Genomic DNA, 12,428 nt, shown 5'->3' on the forward strand with positions numbered 1-12,428 from the left:
GGCATGGATCCGCCTTTTCCCACTGTTATAGAGACGCTGTCTTCTTCCCGGCACTTTCCAGTGCGCTCATTTCTTCCTCGGCGTAAACCTTGGTCGCGCCGCGGATGCTTTCCAGGTCTTCCACTTCGCTCACCACCGGGGCGCTGTAGGCGCCTTCGCCATCGATACGGAACTGGGCGAGACTGCTCACCGCGCTGTGCATGGACCGCTGTAGTGAGTTCACTCCCTTCTGCGCCGCCTCGTTGAGTTCTGTAATCTCCAGGTTGCGCTCGGCAATTTCCGCCATTGAACTGCTCATATGCAAGGCGCTGACCGCAGACTTGCCGGCGGCTTCGTCGACGTTGCGGATGATTTTGCTGATCGCATCCGAGCCAGAGTTGATTTCCTCGAGAGAGCTGTCGAGGCGATCGATGTATTCGAGAATCGTCACCACGGTTCCCACCGTATTTTCCATACTGGCCAGATTGTCGGCGGACATGTTCTGCAGCATCCTTACTTCGGAAATAATCTTGCGCCCTTCCTCTTCCGCCTCACGCAGCAGATCGGCGATGGATTCGGCAATACCGAGGAAGGGTCGACCGTATTCACCTGCTTTCTCCGCCTCGATGCGGGTGTTGATCGCAACAACAGAAATTTTGGTATTTAGCGCCTGAATATACTCGGCGGCCGCCGTAACCGACTGAATCAGTTCTCCCTGTCGCTTGGCCGATTTAGAGGTTTCCTGAACGGATTCCCGAACATCAACGGAGGCTTTGGACATGTCCTTGGTCAACTCATAACCCAGGGCTACTTTTTCGCAGTTACTGTCGGATGTTTCCGCAGCCTGGGCGGTGGAGGTCTTGATTTCCTCACTGGTGCGAACCATTTCTGTGGCGGTTTCGGTGGTCTCTACCACAGACCGGGTCATCTCCCGACCTTTCTCCACCTGGGCCCGGGCACTTTCGCCAATGGAATTGATGGCTTCCACCGAGCTCTCAAAGGGGGTGCGTATATCCCGGATCAGCTGGCACTGGTGCTGGGTTGTCGCGTTCAGCCCCTGGGCGATGTCGCTGGTCACCGAGTTATCTTCGGCCACCGTCACCGTCAGGTCACCCTTGGAAATTTGCTTGAGGGCGCCGTTGATCTCGGCAACGCCCCGCGCCGTATAGGCGTCCCGCCGGCGCTGGCCCAACATCATGGTGACCAACAGGGCGATTGCCAGCAGCCCGGGGGCAACAAACAGGACCAGGAGACTGCCCTGGTTATACAGGCGTCCCACCGCCAGGCTGGCGATCGCCGGCTGCAGGGCTGCGATAGAGTCAATCAGCGCCACACTGTTTTCGCCGATAGCGCGACGGGCCGCGGACGCCTGGCGCAAATCACTGGAGGCACCGGCAATTCGATCTACCGAGGTCGAAACCCCGGAAAACAGGCGGAAGGCGTTGCTTAGGGCCTCGATGGCAGCCGTATTGGTGACCTTGTTGATGCCGATCAGCTCGTCCCCGCGGGTCAGGCCCTCGATAATACGGAAAAAATCTGCGGCGTCGGTGGTAAATTCATCGGCCGCCACCTGGCTGTCTGCATTGCCTATCAGGGTCCGGTCCACGTTACGCGCCATACGCTCGAGCAACCAGGGGGCCTTCTGGGCTGCCAACAGGGTTTCAGTGGAGACACGCTGCCGCTGCAGTACCGTCACCACGGTCGACAGTTCACGCTGCATGGGCTCTATATTGGTTTCCAGTTCCGATGCCACACCCTGCACGAAAACGATTCGTGGCGCGGCATCCAGCAGGGTCTGCGCTGCCCGCTTTATCGGCTGCCAGTTGAGGTCAACCATGCTGATCTCATCGACCAGTTCGGGTGCATCGATACGTGCCAGCTGATCCTCGAAGTCCTTTACCTGCTGCGCAAGTTCGATAAAGGTCCCCTGCTTTCCGAGCGCGGTCGCCCGGGCGCTGATGGTGACCTGACGCGCCAGACTGGCAAGCTCATCCGCCGCCTCCCCGTACCGGGCCTCCTCGCCGGATTCCTGCTCGATAGTAAAGAAGCTGTAGGTGACACCGCCGAGACAGGCGATAATGCCCAGCCCCATCAGCAGGGCGCGCAGTTTGCCGGCGCCAATTTTGTCAGTCTTGATCATTGTCTTGATCCTCTGGTGAATCAGGGTCATTGGCGGCGGCATTGGAGAGATCGCCGTCGGTAATCAGCTTGTCGATATCGAGAACCGCCAGAAAGCGGTTGCCGTCGGCAAACCCGCCGAGCGTGTAGTCGGCAAAATCAGGATCCACGGCTGTTTCCATGTCACGACTTTCCAGGGGGAACTTCATGTCCCTCTCCAGGCCGCTCAGGGTAATGCCGAAATAGAAGCCAGGGCGGCGCAACACCATGCAGTAGTCACGCACACGGCCCGCATAGGGACGCTTGCGGAAAAACACATCGCCGCTGATGATAGGAATGAGACCGCCCATGTGCGAACCCACACCGAGCACCCAGGGCTTGGTACCGGGGATGCTCATCACGTTGGGGGTTTCAATAATTTCTTCCAGTTCGCCCTCACCAATCAGCAGCGGAACCCCGGCGATACCCAGGCAGGTGCCAACCCACTTCATCCGCTCGAGGTTCTGCACAGGGGCTTCAAGCGCCTCCTCCAGAAAACGGCGCTCGAGTGCGTCAAGTGCCTGAATGGCCGAAGAACTCATCGGATCAGGCGGCTGCGCGCTGCTTGGTGTGATTGAAAATCAGCTGCCGCAGGACGCTCTCCGGGGGAATCTTGGTCACGTGGGCGGTGGCACCACGGGCCTGCCCCTTGGCAATATCGAAAATACCGTCTGAGGAGGACAACATCACCACTGGGGTGTTGCGAGTATCCTCCGCATTGCGGATCAGGGTGCAGGTCTGGTAGCCATCCAGCTCCGGCATGGTGATGTCGAGAAAGATAAGATCTGGTTTGAAGCGGCGCAGCATGCCCAAAGCCTTGTAGCCGTCCTCCGCACACTCTACCTCGCAGCCCATACCCTTGAGGGTATGGGACATCATCATGCGGATGGTCTTGGCATCATCGACAATGGCAATTTTTACGCCGCTGATGTCCATTTCTTCAGTCTGTTCGTTCATTCTGCCCTCACTTCGCGTCAGTAGTGTGAGTCGGATCACATGGGGTTTTAGCCCCCACAGTATTTCAGCGCGTGAAATCGGGCAGCAACCAAAAACTGGAGTTTTCTACAGAAAATGGCGCGTAATCCCTGATCTGGCGCACAAAATGACGCCCGGAGGTGTGGAGGGGTAAAATTACCGGCAGTTTTACCGACTGTGCCCTATTCGCTGGGGAACATGTAGTTACGGAAGGGCTCCAGATGCCCGGGCTGAAAATCCTGCAATTCGTAAATGTTGAATTTGTGCATGAGGCTCAGGCAGCGCTGGAAGGCCTTGTCCGCGTCGTAGGACGAGGGGGGAATACCGTATTCATCGGTGAGCTGGGCAAAAATCAGCGAGGCGATCTCCCGGCGGGCCTGGTCCTCCCGGTACATGGTATGGTTCACCGGCGAGGAAACCACCGGAGATCCATATATCAGAAAGGCTTCCCAGCGCTCGATGTCCTGCTCATCATCCAGCTGCGCTACCAGGAAACGAACCATGTTGCGCAGGTCTTCCCGCGGCGGCAGCACGTCTTTCTGTAACCACTTGCGTATCTCCGACTCCCGCCAACGGCTATTGATGCCCATCACCCCCAGGACCCGGCCCTCGAACTGCGATGGCGCGACTCCGGCGAGGTCCCACAGCATATTCAGGCGAGCTGAAAACCCCAGGCTGGGTGGCAACTTGTCCTCGGCCAGTTGCTCGTATTCCCTGGCACACGCTTCCAGGCTCTTGCGATTGTCTGCCACGACTAAACATCCTCCAGCAGTTGCTTGACGCGTTTCTGGTAAGTGGGTGTCGAAACCCCCATGATTTTCGCCCTGTCGGCCACGCTGATCCCGTCACACTGCTGCAGCACCAGTGACAGCAACATTTCCTGCGCCACCTCTTGCGGAGGCTTGTCCGGCGGCGTGGATTCCATCACCCACTCGCGCACCAGCCGGCGGCTCTCCTGCCACAGCAGACTCCCCTCGCGCTCCGCTTCGCGGGCTTTGATGCGCGGCAGCCAGCGACCGATATTGCGATTGCGGGTCTGCAGGTATTCGGAGGCACCCCTGCTGTTTCCGCCACAGCGATCCAGAGCCGCCTCGATCAATTCATCGTCCAGCCAGGCTCCCAGGGGCCGCAATACTTCGGTTTCCAGTGATACCGCCAGTGCCTGCCCCAGGGCCAGGCGCAACTCTTCCTGCACGGAAGGCGCGTAACCGGCAGGCTCCGCATGGTCCTCTGGATGGGCGCTGAGGAAAGGACGCTTATCCGGAGTTTGCGCCGCCAGGCCGTCCGCCGATATGCCGACAAACAATCCCAGGTCCACCGGTGTCACCCACTCCTTGTCGGTGCGCTCCACCGCAGCCCTGATCATCTCCCGCATCTCGCTGATGTTACCCGGCCAGCGGTGCCGCAGCAGCGCCTGCTCGGCATCCGGGGTAAACCCGGATATTCGCCTGTCCTGCTGGGTACTCTCCTGATCGAGAATTTTGTGCGCCCAACGCAACACGGCCCGGGGCCGCTCCCGCAGCGGCGGCACCTGAATCGGGTAGCCGGCAAACACGCTGGCGAGCCGAGGATCCAGTTCCTGACGCTCAACCAGTGTCGCCAGCGGCGTCGGGAACAGCCCGATATAGCGATTGCGGGCAAGATAGTGGCTGCCGCCTTCGTCGCTTGCCGTGCGAGTCGCCAACTGCCGCGCCAGCCTGCCCTGGGTTTCCATATGCAGGAGCTGGGGCGATTTGAATACCAGGGTTCTGCCGTCGCCCTGCTGCAATTCCCGACTGATCGTCGTCCAGGCCTCACCACGGGTACGAAATGCCCTGCAATCCAAACGCACCAGACCGTCGGGGTCGCCCTCGCTGGCGCCGTGGACGACCTGGGCCACGTAGTATTTACCAGTGCCGCGCTCTCCGACCACGGCAACCGGCATATTGACCCTGGCCAGGAACATCGCCTGGTCGATCGCCCCTTCCATGTTGTCCAGAACATAACCCTGGATACCCTTTTCCATTTCCCTGGGCGCCGGGACCTGGGGCGTGGCTGGTTCCTTGGCGGGTTGGCTGTTCTGGCGGCCGTGGGCCAGCATTGTCGCCAGATGCTGCAATGCGCCGGCGCAAGGTTGAAAAGCCGGCTGCTCGCGGTTGATGAGCAGTAGCCCCCCCTGCAACTGCCCTCCGCTGCGCAGCAGGCACAAACCGAGGTTTTCCGGTAGTGAGGGTTCACCCGCCTCCAGTTTCTGCACTTCCAGTTGACGCAGTGTGCCCTGGACGGTCTTTGGCAGCCTGTTCAGAGACATTGGCCCGAGTTCACGGCCAGCTATACCCGCAGCGGCCAGACAATCAGGCTTGCCGTCATGGGCGAAATGGAACAAGACGGCGCCAGCCAGACCCGACTGCGCCAGTATTAATTCCAGCACTTGCGCGGCGTAGTCAGCAAGGCGACGGGGTGGGGCCGGCAGGGCCACCAAATCCGCCAGAAATTTACGCTGCTGCTGGTCGACGGATGCGTCGCGAAATGCCCCGGTGGCACTCAGGGCGCGGGCCGCCTGGGCGAGCGGATCCCAGGGGCTGGAAAACCGGATGCGTTCCTCACTACCCGCCTGGGCCTGCAGCAGCGCGCCATTGGCTGCCACCAACGCGCTGAGCGCTGTCTGCCCCTCCAATCGCTGGGACAGGCCAATACAGGCCCGGGCGTACTGGGCTCCCCCCGTACATCCGGCAAGAAACTGATGCAGGTGGGAAGCGAGGGCACGACTGACATCCAGTGCCGCTTCCGGATCCAGGCCGCGCAAAATTACCGCGATGGTGCTGCCCTCGGGAAGTCCCAGCCAGTCCTCGTCGCGCAGGATTTGCTGCAGGCCAACCCGCAACTCCATCATCAATCCGTCAGTTTCCGGCACCCCCCAGGCGGGGCTGAATTCCAGCCTGTCTACCCCGAGCACCGCGACTATATCCTCCTGACCCACATGTTGTTCCACCTGCAGGCCCCAGGGCGAGTGCAGCGGACGAAGGAACATCAATACCGCGTCGCTGCCGTGCCAGGGCTGCGGTGCCACTAAACCCGCCATCAGGAAATCGCCATCCGACCCGGCGCCAACAATCAGCGGTGGCAGGGCAGCGGATATGCCGGCTGCGATTGCCTGACTGACGACAGCGGTGCTATCGGCCGGAATCGCCAAGGCATCGCGCCAATCACGACCCACCAGACCGTCACTGACTTTAAAGGGCAGCCTGCCATAACTGGCCAGCACAAGCTGGCTGTCCCGATCGACAATGACCAGGCAAGTGCCGATCTCGCTATAGTGTTGGTCTAATACTGTCACTGGCGTCAGTATAGGGGATATACCGCCGCCGCAGTAGCACATGACAAACCAGCTCCCATGCACCCGGTATCGTCCGGTGCTATGCTCGGTGGCGTCCGCAACGAAAGCCCTGGGTGGAGCGTGTGTTGAAGAAAAAAAACCTGCTATGGCTGGCCTTCGCAATACTGGCCCTGATCTTTACCCTTATCCAGTTCGTACCCTCGGCGCCTGTTCTCATTCCTGCCGAACTGCCACCGGAACAGCGTGCCGCCCATCGGCTGCTGAATTTCGAGGGCGTGGACAACTTTCGTGACCTGGGTGGCTATGAAGCGGCAGGCGGGAGAAAGGTAAAGTGGGGCACGCTCTACCGGTCTGCAAATTTTGCCGAGACCAGCCGCAGCGACCAGCAGGTCCTTGACCGGCTGAATCTCTACGCCCTGGTCGATTTCCGCTCCGCGGCGGAGAAAGCTGAGGAACCCAACCAGCTGCCGGAAAAACCCGCTTACCGGCTCGTTGAGATTCCGACCATGGATGGCGGCAACAACAGCGTCCACGAAGAAATCATCGCCCGCTTTGAAGACGGCAACTTTTCCGAATTTGACCCGGACGTGTTCATGATTGCAGCCAACCGCGCGTTCGCCACCACGTTCACACCCCAGTTCCGCGAGTTTATCGGGGTCATTCGCGAGGCCCGGGGCAGACCTGTTGTCTGGCATTGCAGCGCCGGCAAGGACCGTACCGGATTTGCCGCGGCGATCCTCCTGCGTATTCTCGGAGTCCCTGATGACGTGATCATGGCGGACTATCTGTTGAGCCGGGACTCGGCACTGGCAGCGCGACAGAAAGAACTGACCCTGCTACGTCTGATGGAAGGCGATGAGGCCGCTGATAAACTGGCCATTCTGCTGGGCGTTGAAGCACCGTGGCTGGAGGCCGCCTTCGAGACTATCGATCAGCAGTATGGGAACTTCGATACCTATGTACGGGAAGCCCTGGGCCTGGATGATACCGCGATTGGGCAACTGCGCGCCCAGCTCCTGGAATAAGCGATGGACATTCCACTGCTGGGAGAACTGATCGCCATCGCCCTGGTGCTGCTGTACCTGGGCGCGATCGCCTGTGCGCTGGAAGTCATTCTCAAGGGACGTACACCGCAGGGTGCCATCGCCTGGGCCATCTCCTTGCTCACCTTCCCCGTGCTCACCCTGCCCTTTTACCTGATCTTCAGCCGCAACCGGTTTGACGGCTACCTGGAACAACGTGACGAAATCGAAACCGAATCGAAAAGGCTTCTGGCAGCGACCAGCGGCAGGATTGAGGACTACGTGGTACCGAGAATTGCGGGCCAGCCGCTGTATACCAGTCTGTTCAACCTGGCGCGCATGCCAGCCACCCGCGGCAACAAGTTGCGATTGCTGATTGACGGTGCAGATACCTTTAATGACATCATTGCCGGGCTGGAGCGCGCCGAGACTTACATCCTGTTTCAGTTCTATATCATTCGCGACGATGAGCTCAGTCGCCGCCTGTGCCGCCTGCTGGCGGACAAGGCCCGTGCCGGCGTATCCGTATTCCTGCTGTACGATGAAATCGGCAGCCGCACCTTTCATCGTTCGAGACTGCGCCGTCAATTGCTGATGGCCGGCGTGGAGGCCGTCCCCTTCAACACGACCCAGGGTCGCCGTAACCGCTTTCAGCTCAACTTTCGCAATCACCGCAAGGTGGTAGTGGTGGATGGCAGCATGGCCTGGATTGGCGGACACAACGTGGGAGACGAATACCTTGGACTCAACAAAAAGATCGGTCACTGGCGGGACACACACGTACGCTTCGAGGGTCCTGCCGTACTCGGCGCTGAACTGGCATTTGCCACCGACTGGCTGTGGGCTTCCCGCGAACACCTGAAGATACCCTGGAATTTCTCTCGCGAAGCCTGTGGCGACAGTACTGTACTGGTGTTCCCATCTGACCCCGCCAGTGAGTACGAGGAAGCCGGGCTGATGTACCACCAGTCTATCGTCGGCGCCGAGCACCGGGTGTGGATAGCCAGTCCCTATTTCGTGCCCGACAGGGGCATTGTGGCAGCGCTACAACTGGCGGCTTTGCGCGGCGTGGACGTAAGGGTGATTATCCCCGACGAACCTGACGGCCCGATGGTCGCCATGGCCAACTGGTCGTTCACCCGCGAACTGCTGGCCTCGGGAATCAAGGTCTACCGCTATCAGGGTGGATTCATGCACCAGAAAGTGCTGTTGATGGACGATCAACTGGCCGGGATTGGAACGGCCAACTTTGATAACCGATCCTTCAGGCTCAATTTTGAAATCACGGTACTGGCCCACGATGAAGCATTCGCCCGGGAAGTTGAGACGATGCTGGAACGGGATATGGGTCGCAGTCGCCAGGTCAGCCTGGATGAATTTTCCGCCAAACCCGCCTGGTTTGTTCTCGCCATGGCGATAGCCCGCCTGTTTGCGCCAGTGCTATAGCGGCCCCCGGAAAGTCACGGGGCGATGTCCGCTATTCGCTGACACCCATGACGAAAATAACCAGGAGCGCCGGTGGAACCACAAAGCGAATCAACAGATACCAGAGCTTGTGGCCAAAACCATTTTGTATGGCCAGTTCATCCCGGCTGTACTCCCGGCGCATCGCCCAACCGGCAAAGACCGCGATCAACAGGCCCCCCAGCGGCAACAGGATCTGGTTGGAAAAGTAATCCATGATGTCGTTGAAATTGCGACCGCCCATGGACACGTCGCCAATGACGTTATAGGACATCAGGCTGACCACACTGAGGACGGCGACAGAACCCACCACAATAAGCGCACTCTTGTGACGGGGGATCGAGAAGCGCTCTTCCGCCCATGAATTGACCGATTCCACGAGACCAACCATGGAAGTGATACCGGCAACGGACAACATGACGAAAAACAGGATGCTGAACCCGTAGCCTGCGGGCATCTGGGCGAAGGCCACCGGCAGGGTCTGGAAAATCAGGCCTGGACCCGCCGCCGGATCCAGGCCGTAGTTGAACACGGCAGGGAATATCACCAGCCCGGCGAGCACCGCCACGAGGGTATCGGCAACAACAATAATCATGACCGACTGGGTAATGGAAATAGAGCGAGGCAGGTAGGAACCGTAGGTCATCATGCCGCCCATGGCCACACTGATGGAGAAGAAGGCCTGGCCGATAGCCGCCAGCACCGTCCCTGGGCCGATCTTGTTGAAGTCGGGAGTAAACAGCCACTCGATCGCTTCACTGAATCCACCGCTGAAGTAATTATAGGTGGCGAGGGCAACCAGCAGCAGGAACATGGCGGGCATCATCACCCGCACCGCGCGCTCGATGCCATCCTTGACTCCCGAGTAAATGATAAATCCGGTAATCGCCAGCCCGACCAGGGTCCAGAACAGCATGCCCATATTATCTGCCAGCACACCGCTGAATGTCGCTTCCGCCACCTGGGCGTCGACGCCGACAAAACCGGTGGTCACCGCTTTGTACAGGTACCACAGAACCCAGCCAACGACCCCGGCATATACGATTTCAATGGTGTAAGCGGCGAGCAGGCCCATGGCGCCGACGACTTTCCAGTGGCTCGAGCGATTGCTCTCCCGGGCAACCGCCGCCATGGCGTTGGGTGGGCTGCCCTTACCCCTTCGGCCGATCATGATCTCGGCCATCAGGATGGGTACACCGATGCCGAATGCGCAGGCCAGGTAGATAATGACAAAGGCCGCGCCGCCGTTTTCGCCGGCAACATAGGGGAAACGCCAGATGTTGCCCAGGCCCACGGCAAATCCCACCGACGCCATGATGAAGGCAAATCGGGAAGACCAGTGTTCTCCGGCGGATCCGGCCATGTTGTTTATCCCCCTTGTTATTCTGGTTGCAGTCTACAGTGGGCGGGTGGCCTGTTCCAGCCAGCCCTTGTCCGCGCCTTCCAGCAGAGGACCGATTTCCCGCGCCACCTGGGCGTGGTAGTCGTTAATCCACTCCCGTTCTGCAGCTGTCAGCAGTTCCACGCACAGGAGCCGCTGGTCAAAGGGCACCAGGGTCAGGGCTTCGAACTCATACATCGACGTTTCACCGCCGGTCTCGGCCTCGCGCACCACCACCAGATTCTCGCAGCGGATACCAAAACTATGGTCGCGGTAGTAGCCCGGTTCATTACTGACGATCATTCCCGGCAGCAGGGCAAAGGGGTTGTGAGCCTTGGCGATTCGTTGTGGAGCCTCATGCACGCTGAGAAACGCACCCACACCATGGCCGGTACCATGATCGTAGTCGAAACCGCCTTGCCAGAGGAACTGGCGAGCCAGTACATCGAGCTGGGTCCCGGTCGTTCCCGCCGGGAAGCGGGCCTGGTCAAGGGCGATATGCCCCTTGAGCACCAGCGTAAACATGCGGCGAATCTCTTCCGGAGGCTCGCCAATAGCGACCGTGCGGGTGATATCCGTCGTGCCGTCACTGTACTGGCCACCACTATCCACCAGGTACACGCTGTCCATGCTGAGGGTGCCCGGTTGCGGGACATTGACATGGTTATAGTGACACATGGCGGCATTGGGACCGGCTGCGGAAATCGTGTCGAACGACGGCCCGTGATAGTGCTCGGCTTCCTCTCGCAATGCCGCCAGTTTGTCCGCCAGCTCAGCCTCGTCGTGCAAACGGCCCGCCGCTACTTCCGCATCCAGCCAGGCCAGGAAACGCACCTCAGCGACTGCATCGCGGCGATGGGCGCGGCGGGCTCCCTCCACCTCCACCGCGTTCTTGGCAGCCTTGGGCAGCAACACCGGGTCAGGGGCTGACACCAGCTCAGCACCACCGGCCTCGAGGGTTAGCTGGGTCCAGGCGTTGGCGCCGTCCGGGTCAGCGAGAACCCTCCTGCCGCCGTAACCGCCAAGAATCTCAGCCGCCGAGGATTCCGGGAGCGTACGCACCCCCTCTCCCACGTGCTCGCTGAAGCCGTCGGGGACCCGCTGCGGGTCGACAAAGACGGTGACCTCCCCGTTGCTTTCCAGCAGGGCAAAGCTCTGCAGGACAGGCATACAGGGTATGTCGGTTCCGCGAACGTTGAGCAGCCAACTGACCGAGTCAGGGGCAAAAACCAGGGCGGCATCAGCCCCCTGCGCCACCAGGTCTGCGGCAATCGATCGGCGTTTTTCCACCGAGGAACTGCCGGTGAATTCCTCTCCCAGCAACAGCGCCGGGCTAACCGCAGCCCGGGGGCGCTCATGCCAGCAGCGGTCGACCAGGTTATCGGTACTGGCCACCAGTTCCAGGCCGCCCTTCTCCAGCGTGGCGCGGGTGGATCGAAACCAACTGAGGCTGTGCATTCGCGGATCACAGACCACCCGCGAGCCGGCGCCGAGCTGCTTGACCAGCCAGGGGACGTGAGGTTCTTCGATCAGGTGATGGTATTCAAACAGCGCGCTATCCACCTCGTTACGCACCTGCACCGTATAGCGACCGTCGACGAAAATCGCCGCGCTCTCGCGCAGCACGACCACGGCTCCGGCGGAACCGGTGAACCCGGATATCCACCGCAGGCGTTCATTGTGAGCGGGAATGTACTCCCCGAGGTATTCGTCGGCGCGGGGTACAACAAGGGCATCGTAGCCCGATTCCGCCATCAGCTTGCGTACGGCAGCCAGGCGATCGGCGATAGCAGTCATAGGGTATTTCCGAGGATGATCTGGGCGCAAGTGTACCCGAAAACGGACCCCGGTTGGAGCATGCCGGCCGGTCCGGACCCGCTCAGGCCAGCCTATTCTTCGTAGAGGTCAAAATCCGCTTTGGAAATACCGCAATCGGGACACTCCCAGTCCTCGGGAATATCCTCCCAGCGCGTTCCCGGCGGAATTCCATCGTCCGGGAGTCCTTCGGCCTCGTCATAGATAAAGCCGCAGATCACACACTCATACTTCTTGAAGTCAGTCGCACTCATTGTTCCAGCTACCCTGAAAATAAAGCCATGGATTATAAGGCAGCAATGCGGGGCATGGCGACGGC

Annotated in this window: 10 protein-coding genes; 2 read left to right on the forward strand and 8 right to left on the reverse strand. The window is 60.0% G+C overall.

The genetic code is table 11. The features are described from left to right. Positions 1–25: 25 nt before the first annotated feature. The 5 genes from E2F43_RS01950 to E2F43_RS01970 all read right to left on the reverse strand — a co-directional run bounded on the left by E2F43_RS01950 (position 26) and on the right by E2F43_RS01970 (position 6,427). Positions 26–2,119 (reverse strand): methyl-accepting chemotaxis protein, encoded by a 2,094-nt coding sequence (locus E2F43_RS01950; protein ID WP_165954150.1) that lies wholly within the window; start codon positions 2,117–2,119, stop codon positions 26–28. Beyond that, on the reverse strand, positions 2,106–2,678 hold the full coding sequence (locus E2F43_RS01955) for a chemotaxis protein CheW (protein WP_133209191.1): 573 nt from the start codon (positions 2,676–2,678) through the stop codon (positions 2,106–2,108). Before E2F43_RS01955 ends, E2F43_RS01950 begins: the two co-directional genes overlap by 14 nt. 4 nt (positions 2,679–2,682) lie before the next feature. Then, positions 2,683–3,093, reverse strand: coding sequence for a response regulator (locus E2F43_RS01960; RefSeq protein ID WP_133209192.1), 411 nt, complete (start codon positions 3,091–3,093; stop codon positions 2,683–2,685). 200 nt (positions 3,094–3,293) lie between these two features. Beyond that, positions 3,294–3,863 carry a hypothetical protein gene (locus tag E2F43_RS01965; protein ID WP_133209193.1) on the reverse strand — a complete coding sequence of 190 codons (570 nt, stop codon included), beginning with the start codon at positions 3,861–3,863 and terminating at the stop codon, positions 3,294–3,296. A gap of 2 nt (positions 3,864–3,865) precedes the next feature. Then, complete coding sequence (locus E2F43_RS01970) at positions 3,866–6,427, reverse strand: AAA-type ATPase lid domain-containing protein (RefSeq protein WP_165954151.1); 2,562 nt, start codon at positions 6,425–6,427, stop codon at positions 3,866–3,868. 122 nt (positions 6,428–6,549) lie between these two features. Here E2F43_RS01970 and E2F43_RS01975 point away from each other — a divergent pair, with 122 nt between their 5' ends. Continuing rightward, positions 6,550–7,452 carry a tyrosine-protein phosphatase gene (locus E2F43_RS01975; protein ID WP_165954152.1) on the forward strand — a complete coding sequence of 301 codons (903 nt, stop codon included), beginning with the start codon at positions 6,550–6,552 and terminating at the stop codon, positions 7,450–7,452. 3 nt (positions 7,453–7,455) lie between these two features. After that, on the forward strand, positions 7,456–8,895 hold the full coding sequence (gene cls, locus E2F43_RS01980; RefSeq protein WP_133209196.1) for a cardiolipin synthase: 1,440 nt from the start codon (positions 7,456–7,458) through the stop codon (positions 8,893–8,895). Positions 8,896–8,926: 31 nt separating this feature from the next. Here cls and E2F43_RS01985 read toward each other — a convergent pair whose 3' ends face one another. From E2F43_RS01985 to E2F43_RS01995, 3 genes are all read right to left on the reverse strand, one after another. Then, positions 8,927–10,276 carry a sodium-dependent transporter gene (locus tag E2F43_RS01985; RefSeq protein ID WP_133209197.1) on the reverse strand — a complete coding sequence of 450 codons (1,350 nt, stop codon included), beginning with the start codon at positions 10,274–10,276 and terminating at the stop codon, positions 8,927–8,929. A 33-nt stretch (positions 10,277–10,309) separates the two neighbouring features. Further along, a complete protein-coding gene (locus tag E2F43_RS01990) occupies positions 10,310–12,091 on the reverse strand; it encodes an aminopeptidase P family protein (protein ID WP_133209198.1) in 1,782 nt (593 codons plus the stop codon). A 92-nt stretch (positions 12,092–12,183) separates the two neighbouring features. Next, entirely contained in the window at positions 12,184–12,363 is a 180-nt protein-coding gene (locus E2F43_RS01995) for a rubredoxin (protein WP_133209199.1), read from the reverse strand. Between the last annotated feature and the right edge of the window lie 65 nt (positions 12,364–12,428).

Source organism: Seongchinamella unica, assembly GCF_004354085.1.
GTDB lineage: Bacteria > Pseudomonadota > Gammaproteobacteria > Pseudomonadales > Halieaceae > Halioglobus > Halioglobus unicus.

What these genes read in the sequence shown, in the direction of transcription:
- E2F43_RS01950 (WP_165954150.1), bottom strand. Translation starts at nt 2,119, where the DNA reads ATGATCAAGACTGACAAAATTGGCGCCGGCAAACTGCGCGCCCTGCTG.
- E2F43_RS01955 (WP_133209191.1), bottom strand. Translation starts at nt 2,678, where the DNA reads ATGAGTTCTTCGGCCATTCAGGCACTTGACGCACTCGAGCGCCGTTTT.
- E2F43_RS01960 (WP_133209192.1), bottom strand. Translation starts at nt 3,093, where the DNA reads ATGAACGAACAGACTGAAGAAATGGACATCAGCGGCGTAAAAATTGCC.
- cls (WP_133209196.1), top strand. Translation starts at nt 7,456, where the DNA reads ATGGACATTCCACTGCTGGGAGAACTGATCGCCATCGCCCTGGTGCTG.
- E2F43_RS01985 (WP_133209197.1), bottom strand. Translation starts at nt 10,276, where the DNA reads ATGGCCGGATCCGCCGGAGAACACTGGTCTTCCCGATTTGCCTTCATC.
- E2F43_RS01990 (WP_133209198.1), bottom strand. Translation starts at nt 12,091, where the DNA reads ATGACTGCTATCGCCGATCGCCTGGCTGCCGTACGCAAGCTGATGGCG.
- E2F43_RS01995 (WP_133209199.1), bottom strand. Translation starts at nt 12,363, where the DNA reads ATGAGTGCGACTGACTTCAAGAAGTATGAGTGTGTGATCTGCGGCTTT.